Annotated in this window: 15 protein-coding genes; 6 read left to right on the forward strand and 9 right to left on the reverse strand. The window is 44.9% G+C overall.

From position 1 onward, the window contains the following. Positions 1 to 4: 4 nt before the first annotated feature. Positions 5 to 1,078, reverse strand: a complete 1,074-nt coding sequence (locus M9194_RS08015) for a 3-deoxy-7-phosphoheptulonate synthase (RefSeq protein WP_250612109.1) — start codon at positions 1,076 to 1,078, stop codon at positions 5 to 7. A 224-nt stretch (positions 1,079 to 1,302) separates the two neighbouring features. Here M9194_RS08015 and M9194_RS08020 point away from each other — a divergent pair, with 224 nt between their 5' ends. Both M9194_RS08020 and btsR read left to right on the forward strand, forming a co-directional pair. After that, positions 1,303 to 2,976: a sensor histidine kinase gene (locus M9194_RS08020; RefSeq protein ID WP_250612110.1), complete on the forward strand. Its 1,674-nt coding sequence runs from the start codon at positions 1,303 to 1,305 to the stop codon at positions 2,974 to 2,976. Between the two features lie 17 nt (positions 2,977 to 2,993). Continuing rightward, positions 2,994 to 3,719 (forward strand): two-component system response regulator BtsR, encoded by a 726-nt coding sequence (btsR, locus tag M9194_RS08025; RefSeq protein WP_250612111.1) that lies wholly within the window; start codon positions 2,994 to 2,996, stop codon positions 3,717 to 3,719. A gap of 2 nt (positions 3,720 to 3,721) precedes the next feature. On the opposite strand, the gene nagZ is transcribed toward btsR, so the two are convergent. Then, positions 3,722 to 4,708, reverse strand: coding sequence for a beta-N-acetylhexosaminidase (gene nagZ, locus M9194_RS08030; RefSeq protein ID WP_250612112.1), 987 nt, complete (start codon positions 4,706 to 4,708; stop codon positions 3,722 to 3,724). Positions 4,709 to 4,873: 165 nt separating this feature from the next. Between nagZ and M9194_RS08035 the strand changes: the two genes are divergently transcribed. Both M9194_RS08035 and M9194_RS08040 read left to right on the forward strand, forming a co-directional pair. Continuing rightward, on the forward strand, positions 4,874 to 5,986 hold the full coding sequence (locus tag M9194_RS08035) for an anhydro-N-acetylmuramic acid kinase (RefSeq protein ID WP_250612113.1): 1,113 nt from the start codon (positions 4,874 to 4,876) through the stop codon (positions 5,984 to 5,986). Between the two features lie 50 nt (positions 5,987 to 6,036). Further along, on the forward strand, positions 6,037 to 7,026 hold the full coding sequence (locus M9194_RS08040) for a substrate-binding domain-containing protein (protein WP_250612114.1): 990 nt from the start codon (positions 6,037 to 6,039) through the stop codon (positions 7,024 to 7,026). 17 nt (positions 7,027 to 7,043) lie between these two features. Here the strand turns inward: M9194_RS08040 and M9194_RS08045 are convergent, their stop codons facing one another. Then, the gene (locus tag M9194_RS08045; protein ID WP_250612115.1) at positions 7,044 to 7,388 is read right to left on the reverse strand and encodes a DUF2799 domain-containing protein; all 345 of its coding nucleotides are present in this window, start codon (positions 7,386 to 7,388) and stop codon (positions 7,044 to 7,046) included. Between the two features lie 320 nt (positions 7,389 to 7,708). On the opposite strand from M9194_RS08045, the gene M9194_RS08050 reads away from it, so the two are divergent. Both M9194_RS08050 and M9194_RS08055 read left to right on the forward strand, forming a co-directional pair. Then, a complete protein-coding gene (locus M9194_RS08050; protein WP_250612116.1) occupies positions 7,709 to 9,199 on the forward strand; it encodes a carbon starvation CstA family protein in 1,491 nt (496 codons plus the stop codon). A 251-nt stretch (positions 9,200 to 9,450) separates the two neighbouring features. Beyond that, on the forward strand, positions 9,451 to 11,232 hold the full coding sequence (locus M9194_RS08055) for a M28 family metallopeptidase (RefSeq protein ID WP_250612117.1): 1,782 nt from the start codon (positions 9,451 to 9,453) through the stop codon (positions 11,230 to 11,232). A 66-nt stretch (positions 11,233 to 11,298) separates the two neighbouring features. On the opposite strand, the gene ispH is transcribed toward M9194_RS08055, so the two are convergent. The 6 genes from ispH to murJ form a co-directional block, all read right to left on the reverse strand. Beyond that, a complete protein-coding gene (gene ispH / locus M9194_RS08060; protein WP_250612118.1) occupies positions 11,299 to 12,258 on the reverse strand; it encodes a 4-hydroxy-3-methylbut-2-enyl diphosphate reductase in 960 nt (319 codons plus the stop codon). A 38-nt stretch (positions 12,259 to 12,296) separates the two neighbouring features. Further along, complete coding sequence (fkpB, locus tag M9194_RS08065; protein ID WP_250612119.1) at positions 12,297 to 12,728, reverse strand: FKBP-type peptidyl-prolyl cis-trans isomerase; 432 nt, start codon at positions 12,726 to 12,728, stop codon at positions 12,297 to 12,299. A 117-nt stretch (positions 12,729 to 12,845) separates the two neighbouring features. After that, positions 12,846 to 13,343, reverse strand: coding sequence for a signal peptidase II (gene lspA, locus M9194_RS08070; RefSeq protein WP_250612120.1), 498 nt, complete (start codon positions 13,341 to 13,343; stop codon positions 12,846 to 12,848). A 30-nt stretch (positions 13,344 to 13,373) separates the two neighbouring features. After that, entirely contained in the window at positions 13,374 to 16,202 is a 2,829-nt protein-coding gene (gene ileS / locus M9194_RS08075; RefSeq protein WP_250612121.1) for an isoleucine--tRNA ligase, read from the reverse strand. A 64-nt stretch (positions 16,203 to 16,266) separates the two neighbouring features. Beyond that, positions 16,267 to 17,202, reverse strand: a complete 936-nt coding sequence (gene ribF, locus M9194_RS08080) for a bifunctional riboflavin kinase/FAD synthetase (protein WP_250612122.1) — start codon at positions 17,200 to 17,202, stop codon at positions 16,267 to 16,269. 69 nt (positions 17,203 to 17,271) lie between these two features. Beyond that, positions 17,272 to 18,834: a murein biosynthesis integral membrane protein MurJ gene (murJ, locus tag M9194_RS08085; protein ID WP_250612123.1), complete on the reverse strand. Its 1,563-nt coding sequence runs from the start codon at positions 18,832 to 18,834 to the stop codon at positions 17,272 to 17,274. Positions 18,835 to 18,864: the final 30 nt, after the last annotated feature.

Raw genomic sequence — 18,864 nt, forward strand, 5'->3', positions numbered from 1 at the left:
CCTTTTAGTTTTTCAGGCGGTTTTCTAAAAACGGAACCAGCTCTTTATGAGCATGACGTAATAATGCCTCAGTTGTATCCCAATTAATACAGGCATCGGTAATTGAAACCCCATATTCCAATTGCTCCAGCGGCAAATTGGAAGATTGATTGCCTTCATTGATATGACTTTCAATCATGACACCAATAATGGATTTATTACCTTCACGTATTTGATGCAATACATCTTCAGCCACAAGGGGCTGGCGACGATAATCTTTTCTCGAATTCGCATGGCTGCAATCGACCATAAGCGATGCCTCTAGCCCATGACCTTGCATTTCTTGTTCGCACTCAGTCACCGAGACAGAATCGTAGTTGGTTTGTTTACCACCACGTAGAATCACATGACCATCTTGGTTACCTTGTGTGGTCAACAGAGCGACTTGCCCTTCACGGTTAATTCCCATGAAGCGATGACCAGAAGAAGCCGCTTGCATCGCATTGATGGCCGTTGCCAAGTTGCCGTCTGTACCATTTTTGAAACCAATAGGCATAGACAATCCACTGGCCATCTCTCGGTGTGTTTGTGACTCTGTTGTTCTTGCACCAATCGCCGCCCAACTAAATGTATCGGCCAAATATTGTGGGCTAATTGGGTCTAACGCTTCTGTTGCCAGTGGGATGTTCATTTCTGCAAGTTCGACCAGCAGTTGGCGGCCCACATGTAACCCATGCTCAATATCAAACGAACCATCAAGGTGCGGGTCATTGATTAAGCCCTTCCAGCCCACCGTCGTTCTCGGCTTTTCAAAATAAACGCGCATGACAATGTAGAGCTGATCGCTTAACTCTTCCGCCAGACTCTTCAAACGTTTGGCGTAATCTTTAGCGGCTTCAACATCATGGATCGAGCATGGGCCACATACCACCAATAAGCGGTGGTCTTTTTTATGGATAATGTTCGCAATCGTCTCACGAGATTGCTGGATAAACTGACGCGCCTCTTCACTAAGGGGAAGTTTTGCTTTCAATTCTTCGGGGGTAATTAATACCTGTTCATCACTGATATTAATATTACTGAGTTCACTTCTTTGCATACTTAAACCGTAAATTATTCATTACACCAAATTAGGCGCACTATAAAACCTCATTTCAGATAAGGTAACAGATTAAATTATGAATTCAAGGTGTAAACTTAAAAAAACATTAAATGTAAACTTTAATTTACACACCAATACCTTGCTATACTCTTTATTTAGGATAGTATTTCTACCTCTTATATAAATGTGAATGGAATAAAGGCAAGCAGCAAGGTCAATGGATGGAACTGATCATATCTCTTTTACAGCAGCTTAGTGTCTACCTTGTGCTCGCTTATATGCTGAGTAAAACGCCAATATTCTTACCTTTGCTCAATATTTCTGGCCGCTTCAGCCACAAAATCAGCGTCTATATCCTTTTTTCATTGTTTTGCATCATGGGCACTTATTTTGGCCTAAGTATCAACGATGCGATTGCTAACACTAGAGCCATCGGCGCTGTGATGGGGGGATTATTTGGTGGGCCAGTTGTGGGATTTTTTGTAGGTCTAACAGGAGGCCTGCATCGATACTCTTTAGGCGGGTTTACTGACCTTGCTTGTGCCATTTCTACCACAATGGAAGGACTGATTGGTGGCCTACTCCACTCTTACTTGGTACATAAAGGTAAGAGTATTCAGCTTTTCAACCCCATGTTAGTGCTTGCCGTTACTTTCGTAGCTGAGATTCTGCAAATGCTGATTATCTTATTAGTGGCTCAACCGTACGAGGAAGCACGTGCATTAGTCACAACCATTGCCGCTCCGATGATCATCGCCAACTCAGTAGGTGCTGCGTTATTTATGAGTATCTTGCAAGATAAGAAAACCATCTTTGAGAAATATTCAACCACTTATTCTCGGCGGGCATTGAATATTGCCGAGCGCTCAGTCGGCATTCTGGCTTCGGGGTTTAATAGCAGCAATGCAGAAAAAATTGCCCGAATCATCTATGAAGAAACCAATGTCGGTGCCGTTTCGATTACCGATACAGAAAAAGTGTTAGCCTTCATCGGCATTGGCGATGATCACCACAAACCCAACAATCTGATTTCTTCAAGGTTTACCATCGATGCGATTCAAAACAATACCATCGTTTATTTAGACGGTACGGACAAACACTATCAATGTTCTATTTCCGATAACTGCAAGTTGAGCTCCGCATTGATCATTCCACTGCAAGTCGGAGACAAAGTGATTGGAGCCATCAAGCTTTATGAGCCGAAAAGGAAATTGTTTTCTACCATCAATATGTCAATGGCAGAGGGCATTGCCCAGCTGCTATCTAGCCAAATGTTGTATGGTGATTACATGCAAAAACAAATGTTACTGACTCAGTCTGAAATCAAATTATTGCATGCTCAAGTTAACCCACATTTTTTATTCAATGCACTCAACACCATTAGTGCCGTCATTCGCAAAGACCCCAACAAGGCCAGAGATCTCATCCAGCATTTATCGCAATTTTTTAGAAGTAACCTGAAGCAAAACATTGAGACCGTCACATTACAAGAAGAGCTCGAACATGTGCAATCCTACTTAACCATTGAAAAAGCACGATTTAGTGATCGACTGGAAGTGGAAGTCCATATCGACGATGACATTCTCAGCCGCATTCTACCCAGCTTTACGTTGCAGCCCTTGGTAGAAAATGCCATTAAACACGGCATCTCCCAATTACTGTCATCAGGAAAAGTGCGAATCTTTAATGAGCCTTTGGAAGGTGGACAACGTATCGTGGTGGAGGACAACGCTGGCGTCTACCAACAACCACAAGAAGAGCATTTAGGTCTTGGTATGAACATCGTCAATAAACGCCTCACTAACATGTTTGGCAACACAGCGTCACTGAACATCGATGTTAAAATGAATAGTTACACCCGAATGAGTTTTATCATTCCAAATAAGGCTAATTGACCTTAGGAGATTTTGATTTGTCGAGTTTTACAGCACTGGTCATTGATGATGAGCAGTTTGCTCGTGAAGAGTTAACCGAGCTTCTCAACGAAACTGGTCACATTAATGTGATTGGTGAGGCGAACAACGCCATTCACGGGCTTAAGTTGATTAATCAACTCAAGCCTGACGTGGTATTTTTGGATATTCAAATGCCACAAGTGACTGGCATCGACTTACTCACCATGCTCGACCCTGACACCATGCCGCATATTGTGTTTGTCACCGCCTATGATCAATACGCGATTCAAGCATTTGAAGACAACGCCTTCGACTACCTACTCAAGCCTGTAGATACGGACCGACTGGATAAAACGGTCTCCAGGCTACTTAAGAGTGATCAGCCACCTCAAAATGATCTTTCAGCCATTACGCATGACTCGCTCGAGCAAATACCATGTATCGGCCATAACCGCATCGTCATCATTCCCACTCAAGACGTGCAGTGTGCCTATAGCGATATCAGTGGTGTGCAAATCCAAACTCATGAGCAAACCACCACCAGCCAGCTAACATTAAAAGTGCTAGAAGCTCGCACAACATTGATGCGTTGTCATCGGCAATATTTGGTCAACACCAAAGCAATAAAAGAAATCAAGCTACTCGACAATGGGTTAGCCGAAATTATTACGCTGAATGACTCTATCGTCCCGGTGAGTCGGCGCTACCTCAAAGCACTCAAAGAGTCACTCGGTATTTCCTGATGTTAACCCTCTATGATTCTCGCCATCGCCTCAGATGCTATTTTCCATTCTTTTGACAAGCGAAGATCGGCTAGGTTTATCGAGCGTTTTTTCATTAGAGGCAACGCTTTTGAGCATTCACTGATTGGCAAACCATCCAATACACTGATCTGTGCGTCTCGATTATTGCACATTAATATCATGTCACAGCCTGCGTCTAACGCTTGCTGCGATCGCTGAGCAGGCCCACCCATAATAGACGCACCGTCCATATTCAGATCATCGGAAAACACCATGCCTTTGAAGCCTAACTGCTCGCGGAGCACCTTTTTCAACCAATAGGACGAACCACTTGCTGGTTGGGCATCATATTCAGGGTAGACAACATGCGCGGGCATCATGGCATCGAGCAGCCCTTTCTCTATGTGAGAGCGAAATATCGCCATATCTTGAGCAAAGATATCATCGCGCGAGTCATATGGGGTTTCCTTGTGCGAGTCCACTTCCACGCCACCGTGACCTGGGAAGTGTTTGCCCGTGGTGGCCATGCCCAATGCTTTCATGCCATCCATGTAAGCTTGGCTCAGCGATAGGATTTCTGCTATTTCTTCACCAAAAGCTCGGCTACCAATCGCTTTACTTTGATGACCTTTATCCAACACTGGCGCAAAGCTGATATCAATATCATGGGCAATGACTTCTGCAGCCATCAACCATCCTCCTTGATAAGCCAGCTCAGAGGCATTTTTATGCTTGCGATATTCTTGTGCTGCCGGAATGATAGAAAACCCCTCTCGAAACCGTTGCACGCGACCGCCTTCGTGGTCCGTACCAATCAAGATTGGCCTTTTGGCAGCTTTACGTATTGACGCGTTAAGAGCGAGAAGCTGCTTACTATCAAAATAATTTCGAGTAAATAGAATCACCCCTCCTACCGTCGGATGTTGCAATATTTCTTTATCTTCTGCTGTCAGTTCACACCCGGCAACATCTAACCATAATGGTCCCATACCCACTCCCTATTTAGCCCAATAACACTGGTCTAGTTTCGTGATTCAACATGCAATTCTGGCTGCCTTTTCAATAAGTTTATTAAGATAGAGCAATCCCTATTGCCATTCAATTGAACTATTGGAATAGTTGACTCACTCTTTGCAAAAAGTGTTGAGGTCAAAGTGAGCAATAAAGAGCTGTATTTCGGAGTCATGTCTGGCACCAGTTTAGATGGTATTGATGTCGCACTATGCGAAATAGACAATGATGGTATCGAGTTAATCGCCCACCATAGTTACTCTATGCCAGCAAAGATTAAAGACGATGTACTGAGCATGTGCCTTGGACAATCAACCTCATTGCTCGATGTGGGCACGCTAGACCGGCAACTTGGACACCTATATGCTGAAGCCATTCTCTCAGCGCTAAAAGCGTCAAACCTGGCACCGAAAGACATCCGGGCCATTGGGAATCACGGCCAAACTGTCTATCATCACCCAAATGGAAGCGATCCATTTACCCTCCAACTCGGTGATGCCAATATTATCGCCTGCAAGACTCAAATTGACACTGTCGCTGACTTTCGACGTAAAGATATGGCATTGGGGGGACAAGGTGCCCCGCTTGTACCTGCGTTCCACCACACCATATTTCATCCAACCGAGTCTACCGTAGTGGTCGTTAATATTGGCGGTATCGCCAATATTTCAGTACTTAGGCCAAACCAACCCGTCATTGGTTATGATACTGGCCCTGGCAATGTGTTGATGGATGGTTGGTGTACAAGACAGCATAAAGGCAGCTACGATCATAATGCTGAATTTGCCTTATCTGGACAGATACATCCTGTATTGCTGACCAAACTGTTAGATGAAGATTACTTAGCGCAGCCTAGCCCCAAAAGTACAGGTAGAGAGTTATTCAATCTCAAATGGTTAGAAGCTAAGTTGCAGCCACTCACCATAAAAGCCGAAGATGTACAACGCACTTTGTCCGAGTTTACTGCTGTATCTATTGCTAACGAAGTAGATAAGTTCCGCCATGGATCTTTTCCTCAGCTACTGGTTTGTGGTGGTGGCGCGAAAAACCCACTCATTATGCAAAGGTTGCAAGCCCTACTACCGAAGTGGGCAGTGAAACCAACCGCTGAGGAAGGTGTGGATGGCGATTATATGGAAGCGATCGCATTTGCTTGGCTAGCACAGCGTAGGATTCATGGGCTACCAAGCAACCTACCAGAAGTCACTGGGGCGAGTAAGTCAGCGTCACTTGGCGTGATATATCCAGCCAACTAGTTATAGTTAGATCAACTATACTTGGGGTCAGAAAACATCAGGAAATATCCATGACCCTATTTCGTGTTTGCCTGCTCTGCGCGTTCAGCTTTTCGAGCTTTGCTTCAGAAGAACTGCGCTTTTTGGTGGTTCCTAAAGCGCTTGATAACCCATTTTTCGACGAAGCTAGGAAAGGATGTACCAAAGCTGCTGAAGAGCTAGGTGTGACGTGTATTTTTGACGGCCCCAGTAAAGCAAAAGCACGAGACCAGAATGCTGTCATTCTCAGCCACCTACAAAATGATGAGGCAATTGATGGCTTGGCATTATCTGTTATTCATTCAAAATGGTTAGCGGATAGAAGTATGCAAATTATTCGTGATACAGGGATTCCTGTCGTCACCTTTGACTCAGACTTTAGTCAAGATGTTCTAAGTAGCAGACCAAATATACGCAAAAGCTACATAGGTACCAATAACTTAACCTTTGGAGAAAAACTTGGAGAGGCAGTGAGAAAGCTTAAGCCTAGTGGAGGGGTATATTGTTCGATTAGCGGCCATAAGTCAGCAATAAACTTAACTCGGCGTTTAGACGGTATAAAAGGTATTTTGGAGACCGCTGATAAAAAGTGGACTTCTCACCCTAGATGCCCCTTATATATAGATGATGATCCAAAACGAGCGCTTGTCGTGCTAGAGAGGATGATACAAGAGCATCAACATTCACCTAAAAAGCTACAGGTTGTTGTCACGATTGGCAGCTGGCCGCAAAATCTACAAGACGAATATCGCCGGGTCATATCGAAATACAAACATTATCTCGATACAAAGCAGTTGCTGCTCGTATTTGGAGACACCTTACCCATCCAGCTCGAACTGCTATCAGAGGGGTTAGCTCATGCTAACATTGGTCAATCTCCGTTTGCTATGGGGTATACCTCAATATATAAGTTGTATGACCTACACCAAAACAAACAAATTAAAAACGTTTATTACACTCCCCTCATTGAATGTTATGCCGGACCCCCCCCCTGTGTACAGAGAACAAGTAATCACCTCTGAATAGCAAATGAGCTTTATTACATCGCTGAGCTTTGGTAGGCGTTCCAACCACGTTGCCACTCCATGCGAAATTTTTGCCCTTGCTTCATCCCGTCACATACACCAAGGTAATCCTGCCCGGACAAGCCTATCTGATAAGCAAAAGTAGGGTTGCAATAATGGCGAACACCTTCGTTGTAGCCTTCATCATATTCGCTTTGCTGCGCCGCGCTAATGTGTCCCAACTGGGTATAAGATCGAGCGGCAAATCCTCTCGCACCATCTTGATAACCAACTTTTTGCCAGTTTTGATTTTGCGATGTTACACCCGATGCACATCCGGACAGGACAAGAACAGCCATGAACAAGAACACTCTTTGCATACAACACCTATTTCAAGATCATCTGAGAGAGATACCCAAGAAACATTAAGATGCAGAATCTTAGGTAGAGTAGCGGAAGCGACCGAATAATTATCAATAGCTTATCTATCATTCTAGCCAGTTCAAAGGAATTTAAAAATGAGACTCTGTGAATTTTGAAGTCACTGGGGTATGAACGAAATAATGTTTCTACCACTTAACTCCAATGACGACCACTCATCACAAAATACGACCACTCAAACTGAAATGACGTGTAATAGAAAATTGGCGCCGTAATATCTGAACATTGACGATTATGTAAACAAGAAGGGACAAATGTTATGTTGTGGTTTCTAATCAGCGTTGCGGCGCTCATCGGTGGGTACTTTATCTATGGTGCCTTTATAGAAAAAGTCTTCGGCATCAACGAAAAACGAAAAACACCGGCTCACACCAAAACAGACGGTGTCGATTTTGTCCCTATGTCCACCAAAAAAGTCTACTTAGTCCAGCTGCTCAATATCGCAGGGGTTGGCCCTATCTTCGGCCCTATCATGGGCGCGCTTTATGGCCCTGCTGCCATGCTTTGGATTCTCATCGGTTGTATTTTCGCCGGAGCGGTGCATGATTATTTCTCAGGAATGTTATCCATTCGAAACGGTGGCGCGTCCGTACCCACCATCACTGGTCGCTACTTAGGTAAAGGTGCAAAACACTTTATGAATATCTTTGCTATCGTACTGTTACTGTTAGTCGGCGTGGTATTTGTCTCTGCTCCTGCAGGAATGATCACCACGCTAATTAACGAAAAAACCGGCTTTAGCGTCAGTATGTCCACCATGGTGATGGTTATCTTCGCCTATTATGTGATCGCTACTGTCGTACCAGTAGATAAGGTCATTGGTAGGCTTTACCCATTTTTCGGTGCCCTACTCATTTTTATGTCCGTCGGTCTCATCACCGCCGTCGCCGTCTCCAGCGATTACACAGTAATGGGCAATTTTTCCGTCAGTGATATGTTCTCCAACTTAAATCCGAATGACATGCCACTTTGGCCTGCGCTGTTTATCACCATCGCTTGTGGCGCAATATCTGGCTTTCATGCCACTCAGTCTCCGTTAATGGCTCGATGCATGGAAAATGAGAAAAATGGCCGCTTCGTGTTTTATGGTGCGATGATTGGCGAAGGCGTGATTGCCTTGATTTGGTGTGCGATTGCTCTGTCTTTCTTCGGCTCACTTGACGGTCTTTCTAATGCCATTCAAAACGGTGGACCAGGGAACGTGGTTTACAGCTCATCATTTGGCTTACTCGGCGTATTTGGCGGCGTTCTTGCCTTCCTTGGTGTTGTTATCTTGCCAATTACATCTGGTGATACCGCCTTCCGCTCCAGTCGCCTTATCTTGGCAGAGTACTTTAACATGGAGCAAAAAAGCCTACAGAAGCGTCTATTAATGGCCTTGCCGCTATTTGTCATCGGCGCGGTACTCACGCAAGTTGACTTTGGCATCATCTGGCGTTATTTCGGATTTGCTAACCAAGTCACCGCGGTAATGATGCTTTGGACTGCATCGGCCTATTTATTACGCCATAACAAACTGCACTGGGTAACAACCGTACCCGCATTCTTTATGACATCTGTGTGTGCCACCTTTATTCTTAACAACGAAGCGCTTGGGTTCGGTATACCTATGTCTGTCTCCACAGCATTAGGTGTCGTGTTTGCCATCGCCGTCACAAGCTATGTGATCAAATCTTCAAAAGGCAAAGGAGATATCGCGCTTGATGACGAATCGGAAGACAAGTCAGCATCGTTAACCAAAACAGCTTAATCAAACTTAAGCTGGTTTTTAAAGCTACCTATAAAGAAGCGACATTAGTTCGCTTCTTTTTCTTTTATCTCAGCACATTGCAAATAACCATTCACCAGAACAACCTTTTATAAAATGTAATTGATAGTAAAAATTGTTTCACCGCATTACCGCACGGATCACCGTTATCATTTTTTTAACAAATCGGATGTGTCATTTACCCTAAAAATACAGAACAATAGCCTGGCTTTATCAATACAAGGAGTATTAAAGTGCAGGCTTATCTATATAATAAGAAAATAGTGCTAACCACATTATTCAGTTCAACCCTACTTTCAGGATGCTATTGGGATGATCCGAGAACCGCTGCAGAATACGTTAGCAGTAATATTTCGAGAGAAGATACCGTTGGTCATTTACAAGCGCTAGAAGCTAGGGCGTCTACGACCACTGATGGTACATCGATAACACGTGCAGCAGGGACCACAGGTTACGAGCAATCTACCGATTATGTGGTACGCGTGATGAAACGTTATGGCTATAACGTTACCACTCAGAAACTTGATTTTCGTGCTTGGGAAGAGCTATCGGGCACTTCATTGACGGTAAATGGCGTTAAGCTCAACGGCCCTCATGACTCGTCTGAAAATGTGCAACAAGACTATGCAGTGATGTCTTATTCCGGCGGTTCCAATGGACCTTTGATAGGTGAGCTTGCCTTTGTCACCCCAGACTTTCAGTTTGATTCTGGTAGCTACGATGATACCGATGGATGCGAAGCTTCGGATTTTGTAGGTAAAGACGTCAGCGGAAAAATCGCGGTCATTCAAAGAGGTGGATGCTCTTTTAGCGATAAAGTTGTCAATGCCGAAAATGCTGGCGCTAAAGCAGTGATCATTTTCAACCAAGGGAATAACGAAGGCAGAACGTCGGTTGTCAATGGTACCCTTGGTAGTGACAGTGCGGCAACGATTCCAGCTTTCGGAGCACGTTATGCACTGGGTAAGCAGTGGTACGATGAAAGTATGTCGAGCACAATTCCAGCTAACTTAAGCGTTGCCGTTCAAGATAAGATGGTTGTGACAGAAAATGTCATCGCCGAAACCAAAAAAGGCGATCCAAACCAAATCGTTATGCTCGGAGCGCATTTGGACTCTGTACCTGCAGGCCCAGGCATCAACGATAATGGCTCTGGCACAGCGGGGTTACTTGAATTTGCGACTACACTTGCCGATCTTAAAGCACCGGTAAAAAACAAAATTCGTTTTGCTTGGTGGGCCGCTGAGGAATCCGGCCTTGTCGGTTCCACTCATTATGCGGACGCATTATTTGCCCCTCTTTACGATCAAGCGCAAGCTGAAATCATGAAGAAGTATGGCATAGAAAACCCATCGGATTTGACGGAAGCTCAAGTCGATGAAGTTGAAGCCAGATACAACGAGTTAAATAAGGTAAAACTGTATCTAAACTTTGATATGATCGCCTCGCCAAACTACATCTTTGGTGTCATGGATGGTGATTTATCCGATACCAAGGATGCACCAGACAACGCCTATACCGGAGATTTTAAACCTCCTTATGGCACTTCTGACATCGAATCCATGTTTAACGAGTTTTTCAATCTGAGATCAGAGAGCACAGTACCGCAAGCGCTATCTAAACGTTCAGACTATGCAGGCTTCGCAGATTGGGGCATTGCGTTTGGTGGTCTGTTTACTGGCGCAGAGAAGGTGAAAACTGCAGCAGAGGTTGATCAGTTTGGCGGTGAAATCGATGTCGCCTATGACAAGTGCTATCACCAAGCCTGCGATGATTTAAACAACATCAGCCAGAAAGCACTTTATCTAAACACTCAGGCGCTCGCTTATGTGACGACTTACTACGCATTCAGTCAGCCTCTATTCCCGGCAGAAGAATCGAAAGCTAGTACATTCAAAGCTCTCATGAGTGACGCACCAAAAGAGAAACTACGTATTGGCACTAAGCTAAAAGCCGCACAAAGCCACAGTGACCATGGCCATTTCCACGGCGACTTCGATCAAGATCGTCAATAACAACAACTCAAATTCAACGTCTAAAAAAGGGCTCTTCAGAGCCCTTTTATTGATAGGTTTGACCCGTTACACTTGCGTGATTTGCAGCTCTTTAGGCACTTCAAAAAACATGTTCTCTTCACGGCCCAACACTTCTTCAACAGACTGGGCACCTAGTGCTTTGATTCTATCTAGGATCTGATTTACCAGCTCCTCAGGTGCAGAGGCGCCAGCTGTAACACCAATTTTCACTTTACCTTCGACCCATTCTGGCTTTATCTCTTCCGGGCAGTCGGTAAGATAACCTGGTGTCCCCAGTTTTTCCGCTAGCTCTTTTAAGCGAGTTGAATTAGACGAGTTTTTGGAACCGACCACGATCAACACATCGACATCTTCAGCCAGCTGCCTAACCGCATCTTGGCGGTTTTGTGTTGCATAGCAAATGTCGTCTTTTCGCGGACCTTGGATATCCGGGAACACACGGCGTAGCTCATCAATCACGTCGGCAGTTTCATCAACAGACAAGGTCGTCTGGCTAACATAATGCAAATGAGAGGTGTCTTTTATCTTGCCTTTTAGCTTTTCCACATCCGCAGGTGTCTCCACCAAATACATGCCACCATCATCGCTGGCATACTGGCCCATCGTGCCTTCCACTTCTGGGTGACCCGCATGGCCAATCAAAACCACTTCCATATTTTTGCGACTTGCACGAGCCACTTCCATATGCACTTTAGTCACCAAAGGACACGTCGCATCAAAGACCGTTAGCTGCCTTTCTTTTGCCTCTTTACGTACCGCTTGTGAGACACCATGCGCTGAGAAAATGACGATATTGTCATCAGGCACTTCATGCAACTCTTCAACAAAAATAGCGCCTCGTTGTTTCAAACCTTCAACAACAAAACGGTTATGAACGACTTCATGACGCACATAGATAGGTGGCTGGTATAACTCAAGTGCTCGCTCCACAATACTGATCGCCCGATCAACACCAGCACAGAAGCCACGAGGATTAGCAAGTAGGATTTTCATTTTGTCGCTCATTTCAATAATCTTCTTTAGGAGACGTATTCTACAAAAACTTAGCCAATAGACAAAATTTCAACTTCGAAGGTGACATCTTGCCCAGTCAAAGGGTGATTAAAATCCACGGTCACAGAGTCACCCGCAATATCAGTAATGATGCCAGGGATCTCAGCGCCATCTGGGCCGGAAAACGCCATAATCGTGCCCACTTCAACTTCCGCATCGCCAACAAACTTGCTTCGGTCCATATGATGAACATTGTCTGGATTTGGCATGCCAAAAGCATCTTGTGCGACTAATTCAATCGCTTTGCTCTGATTGGCTTGCATGCCAATAAGGTGTTTTTCAAAATTGTCGCTTAAGCTACCGTCACCAATGACAAGTTGCGCAGGTTTACCCATATTGTGGGTGCTATCGGCCACTGAACCATCTTTCATTTTAATCGTAAAGTGCAGGGTTACTTTAGAGCCTTGTTGAATAGTCGTCACGTTATTGGTTTCCACTCGATAATGATTACTGGCAGAGTATACGCGTATATGGCGCTAAAGAAAAAGCGTAGCTCAAAAGAGACTACGCTTCTAATCGTGATTCGAGATTTAATGGGGCTATTTTTTCTTCCTAAACCCATCAAGCACAATCATGACCGCTCCAATACAGATGGCAGAATCGGCCAAGTTAAACGCTGGCCAATGATATTGATGCCAGTGGAAATCAAGATAATCCACCACATAACCATGTACAAGTCGGTCAAATACATTGCCCACTGCGCCGCCAATGATCAGAGCATAAGCAATGTTGTTCCATTTCTCCGATGCGGACGAACGACGCATCCAAACTGCAAGCATAATCACAACTGCAATCGCGATAGCGGTAAACAGCCAGCGCTGCCAGCCACTTTGATTACTCAAAAAGCTAAAGGCTGCGCCATAGTTATGGACATACAAGAGGTTGAAAAATGGCGTCACCTCAATACGGTTTTCCCAGCCATACCCCATGGTATGCATCACGACCAATTTAATGGCTATGTCTGCAATGAAAACCAGTAGCGCTAGCCCAAGCCAGCGCACTCCGGATTGTTTCAGTGTCAATGTTTGTTCAGCCATGAAGCCCTTCAAAGTTTCTAAGAATGAGAATTAGGCAAACTTGCGTACTTCGCCTTCACCTTCCACATTTGAAACGCAGCGGCCACAGATGTGTTCGTGACCAGAGATCGTTCCAACATCTTCTGTGTGGTGCCAGCAACGATCGCATTTCTGTGCTTGTGTGGCTTCCACTTCGACAAATAACCCTTCAACTTCGGTTTCATGAGCAGTGTCTGATTTCTCTTCCATTGCTTTCACGTCCGCCTTAGAGGTCAACAGAACAAAACGTAGTTCATTCTCAAGCTTGTTCAGTTTCTCAGCTAATGCACTATCTGCATAGAGAGTGACTTCTGCCTGAAGTGAACCACCAATCGCTTTGTCATTTCGCGCCGCTTCTAACAGCTTGTTGACGGCACCACGAACCGATTGAATCTCTGACCAGAACTCATCATTTAGCTCTTCGCCTTCTGACAATCCAAATAGGCCATCAAACCACTCGCCGCTAAAGACAAACTTGTCGCGCTCACCTGGCATTTGGTTCCAGATCTCATCGGCTGTAAACGACATGATCGGTGCCATCCAACGAACCAAAGCTTCAACGATGTAGTAAAGTGCCGTTTGACAGCTGCGTTGAGCATGGCCACCACGTTTAGCGGTGTACTGGCGATCTTTAATCACATCGAGATAGAAAGAGCCCATTTCAATTGAACAGAACTGCATCAAACGTTGGACAACCGCGTGTGTGTTGTACTCATCGTAGGATTGGATGATCTCTTCTTGAGCGGCTAACGCACGGCCTACCGCCCAGCGATCAAGCGCGACCATTTCTTCAACTGGCACTATGTCAGTTTCTGGATTGAAACCACTTAAGTTCGCTAAGAAAAAACGAGCCGTGTTACGAATACGACGATAAGCATCGGCAGAACGCTTCAAGATTTCATCCGATACTGCGACTTCACCAGTATAGTCAGTCGATGCAACCCACAAACGTAGGATATCCGCACCGAGTTTATTGGTGACATCTTTTGGTGACACGACGTTACCAATAGACTTCGACATTTTACGACCTTGGCCATCAACAACGAAACCATGAGTCAGCACTTGTTTATAAGGTGCTTCGTCTTTCATCGCAATTGAAGAAATCATAGAAGATTGGAACCAACCACGATGTTGGTCAGAACCCTCAAGATACAAGTCGGTTTTGTTACCGTGGTACTCTTCGCGTGCGTCAACAACTGAGTAGTGAGTCACACCAGAGTCAAACCATACGTCTAATGTATCTAAAACTTTCTCGTAGTCGTCAGCATCAGAACCAAGTAACTCGTCGATTTCTACATCCCACCATGCCTGGATGCCTTTTTCTTCAACCAGCTTGGCGACTTTTTCAATCAGCTCAGACGTATTTGGGTGCAGCTCAGCCGTTTCTTTATGTACAAACAGAGCAATCGGCACACCCCAAGTACGTTGACGAGAGATACACCACTCTGGGCGACCTTCGATCATGCCTTCGATGCGGCTTTGGCCCCAATCTGGCATCCACTGAACACCTTTTATCGCTTCTAGTGCTTTGTCACGCAGACCTGCCTGATCCATAGAAACAAACCATTGTGGCGTTGCGCGGAAAATGATCGGCGTTTTATGGCGCCAGCAATGTGGATAGCTGTGCTCATACGCATGATGATGTAGCAACGCGCCTTTTTCTTTCAGTACTTCTAATACCGAATCATTGGCTTTAAATACGTGTTGACCAGCAAATAGCTCAGTATCTGGTAAATACACACCATTTGAGCCAACAGGGTTCGCCACTTCTAAATCGTACTTTTGGCCAACCGCAAAGTCTTCTTGACCATGCCCAGGCGCGGTATGCACCACACCAGTACCAGAATCTGTAGTGACGTGATCACCTAAAACTACTGGCACACTAAAATCATAAAATGGGTGGTTAAAGCGTGTTAGCTCTAGATCAGAACCTTTAGCAAAACCTAGGTTGTGATAATGCTCAATACCTGCTCTGTCGATAACTTCTTTAGCCAGCTCAGAGGCGACAATCAAGCGTTGTGGTTTATCACCTTCCACTTGGATAAGTACGTATTCTAGATCGTCACGCACACATAGTGCACGGTTAGCTGGAAGCGTCCAAGGTGTGGTAGTCCAGATAACGATTGAGATATCACCTTGCCCTTCGTGGCCTTCTAGCAAGTGGAATTTATCAACCACTGCGGCTTCATCGACAGCTTTGAAAGTGACGTCAATAGACGGCGATACTTTGTCTTTATACTCCACTTCCGCTTCCGCTAGTGCAGAGCCACAATCGGTACACCAGTGAACCGGTTTAAACCCTTTCAACAAGTGGCCATTGTCCGCAATTTTGCCTAACGCACGAATGATATTCGCTTCAGTGGCATAGTCCATCGTGCGGTAGGGTTTGTCCCACTCACCAAAGATACCAAGGCGTTTGAAGCTTTCTTTTTGACCTTCAACTTGGCCAGCCGCGTAGTGACGACACTTCTCACGAAATTCCGCAGGCGTTACTTTTTGCCCTGGCTTGCCAACTTTTTTCTCTACCATAAGTTCAATCGGTAGACCGTGGCAGTCCCATCCAGGAATGTAAGGTGCGTCAAAGCCTGAAAGTGTTTTGGATTTAATAATAATGTCTTTAAGAATCTTGTTTAGCGCGTGGCCAATGTGAATGTCCCCATTCGCGTAGGGAGGGCCATCATGTAATATGAAAGATTTTTTGCCTTTTTTGGCTTTACGGATTTCACCGTAAAGATCTTCTTTATACCAACGCTTTAGCATTTCTGGCTCACGATTTGCCAGATTGCCTCGCATAGGAAACCCTGTTTCAGGTAGGTTCAGGGTATCTTTATACTCACTCATCGATTCTTAATTCCGTCATATTGGGCGAAAGTTAGACATTATGCTGGCCAGTGGAATAATCTGGCTAGCGGTTTAGCTGAAGCAGCCACACCCTTGCGGCTTCAGCATCCAATTCTATTTGTTGTTTCAAAGCTTCGAATGACTCAAATTTTTTCTCTTCTCGAAGCTTATGTAATAAAAAGACTTCCAAATGCTTGCCATACAAATCGGCTTCAAAATCAAACAAATGGACTTCTAGTTGTTGACGCTCACCATTTACAGTGGGGCGTCGACCTATGTTAGCTACGCCTTGAACTCTTTGGCCACTTTGACACAAAGCTTCAACGACATAAACGCCAGACACAGGTGAAACAGTCCGCTTAAGCGGAATATTAGCCGTCGGGAAGCCTATGGTTCTGCCCAGCTTGCGTCCGTGGGAAATTCTGCCACTGATGCTGTATGGACGACCCAACATATCTTCCGCCTGCGACAAATCGTCACTGGCCAATGCATCACGAATCGCAGTGCTACTGACTCTTTGCTGCTGCAAACAAAAGCTTTTGGTATTCACCACTTGGAATCCATACCTTTTGCCGGCCTCTTGCAACATGGAGAAGTTTCCTTTTCGGCCTTGGCCAAAGCAGAAATCATCGCCCACCACCAGAAACTTAACACCCAATTTATTCACCAACAAGTCGCGAATGAAGTCTTCAGCAGTTAAATTGGCAAATCGCAGATTGAAATGGACACACAACATGCGGTCAATTGCCAATTTATCTAGCTGTACAAACTTATCTCTTAAACGCGTTAGCCTCGCTGGCGCTCGGTCTTTGGCAAAGACTTCCATAGGTTGTGGTTCAAACGTCATCACCACCGAAGGTAGCGCTAATTGAGCCGACTGATTAACCAGCTGTGTTAGGACTTTTTGATGCCCTAAGTGCACACCATCAAAATTTCCGATAGTCAACACACAACCGTTATGTTGAGGTTTTATGTTATGAATGCCGCGGATAAGTTCCATTGGATTATTCTAATTGTTGCTTTATCGATTACCTAACTGTCGAATCGACGGATTATATACTAATCACTATCACTCTGTCGCTGCTTTTAAATCTTTTAAGCGAATTCCCATCACCAGTAGGCTTGCTATATAAACTACCGCACCTAAGCCGATGAGGCCAGCGAGCATCAACGCTCTGTGGAAACTGCTCCATTGCAACCAAACAGACATATCATGTAATTGCCATAGCAGCGCTGCCACCATCAACACACCGGCAATGGCGTGTTTGCCAATGATAAGCAGAGTTTTCTTCGTCACTTGGTAGACACCTTGGACATGCAAACCGCGATACAACAGCGCCATATTTACAAACGCAGATAAAGAGGTGGCAATCGCCAATCCAACATACCCATAGAACCAAGCAAAGATAGCGTTAAACACCATATTGCTGATCATCGCAATCACACCATACCTTACTGGCGTTTTGGTATCTTGCCTTGAATAGTAGCCCGGTGCGAGTACTTTTATCATCATGAAGTTTAACAGGCCTGCTGCAAAAGCGATTAACGACATGGACGCCTGATTTACATCATGAAAAGAAAACTCACCATGCATAAACAAAACCATCAGCATAGGTTTAGATAGCACAATCAGTCCTAACATGGCGGGGATACCTAGCAAAGTAATCATTCTGACTCCCCAATCCATAGTGTGAGAAAAGGCCTCGCCTTTGTCATCAACATGGTTTCTGGAAAGTGCAGGCAAGATAACCGTGCCGATTGCAATACCAAATAAACCTAAAGGAAATTCCAACAATCGATCGGAATAATACAACCAACTCAGCGAGCCGGTGGCTAAGAAACTGGCGATAATAGTATCTAGTAGCAAGTTAATTTGACTGACTGACACGCCAAATAAAGCTGGTAATATCAGCTTTCTCACTCTAGCCACACCGGGGTCATTCCAACCCCACTTTGGCCGTACAAAAGCTTTGATCCGGATTAAAAATGGAATTTGAAAGAAAAACTGGATCAAACCACCTAAGAAGACACCGATAGCAAGCCCTACCTCAGGTTCTTGCATGTGTGGCGAAATATAAAGCGCGGCAACAATCAAACTGATGTTGAGGAAAACGGGGGTAAATGAGGAAACCGCAAATTTTCCCATGGTGTTGAGAATTGCGCCAGACATGGCAACAAAGGTAATGAACCATAGATATGGGAAAGTGATTTTTAGTAGAAAGCTGGCAAGTTCGAACTTTTCAGCCGCTGGCCCCCCATGTAACCAATCAAGAAACCAACCCGCACCAAATATCGCGGTGACCACACCGGAGCCCAATACCCCGACGAGTGTTACAATGGTAACAATAAACCCGAGCGTTCCAGAGGCTCGAGCAATAAACTCTCTCGTCTTGTCCAAATCCCCTTCGGCATGATACTCCGTAAACACTGGGACAAACGCTTGAGAAAACGCCCCTTCAGCAAACAATCGACGTAAAAAGTTGGGGATTTTATTGGCAAAAAAGAACACGTCGGCACTGGCGCCAGCCCCCATAAGGTGGGCAACAACAATATCTCGCACCAAGCCAAGCATTCGGGAAATAAAAGTCATTGCACTGACTATGATGCCTGATTTAAGAAGGCGTTTACTCACGATAACCTCAATAAAAACTAACACGCTGTA

This window comes from Vibrio sinus (genome assembly GCF_023634645.1).
Taxonomy (GTDB): Bacteria; Pseudomonadota; Gammaproteobacteria; order Enterobacterales; family Vibrionaceae; genus Vibrio; species Vibrio sinus.

Coding starts and splice junctions, on each gene's coding strand:
- M9194_RS08015 (WP_250612109.1), bottom strand. CDS start 1,078: ATGCAAAGAAGTGAACTCAGTAATATTAATATCAGTGATGAACAGGTA.
- M9194_RS08020 (WP_250612110.1), top strand. CDS start 1,303: ATGGAACTGATCATATCTCTTTTACAGCAGCTTAGTGTCTACCTTGTG.
- nagZ (WP_250612112.1), bottom strand. CDS start 4,708: ATGGGACCATTATGGTTAGATGTTGCCGGGTGTGAACTGACAGCAGAA.
- M9194_RS08040 (WP_250612114.1), top strand. CDS start 6,037: ATGACCCTATTTCGTGTTTGCCTGCTCTGCGCGTTCAGCTTTTCGAGC.
- M9194_RS08045 (WP_250612115.1), bottom strand. CDS start 7,388: ATGCAAAGAGTGTTCTTGTTCATGGCTGTTCTTGTCCTGTCCGGATGT.
- M9194_RS08050 (WP_250612116.1), top strand. CDS start 7,709: ATGTTGTGGTTTCTAATCAGCGTTGCGGCGCTCATCGGTGGGTACTTT.
- ispH (WP_250612118.1), bottom strand. CDS start 12,258: ATGAGCGACAAAATGAAAATCCTACTTGCTAATCCTCGTGGCTTCTGT.
- lspA (WP_250612120.1), bottom strand. CDS start 13,343: ATGGCTGAACAAACATTGACACTGAAACAATCCGGAGTGCGCTGGCTT.
- ileS (WP_250612121.1), bottom strand. CDS start 16,202: ATGAGTGAGTATAAAGATACCCTGAACCTACCTGAAACAGGGTTTCCT.
- ribF (WP_250612122.1), bottom strand. CDS start 17,202: ATGGAACTTATCCGCGGCATTCATAACATAAAACCTCAACATAACGGT.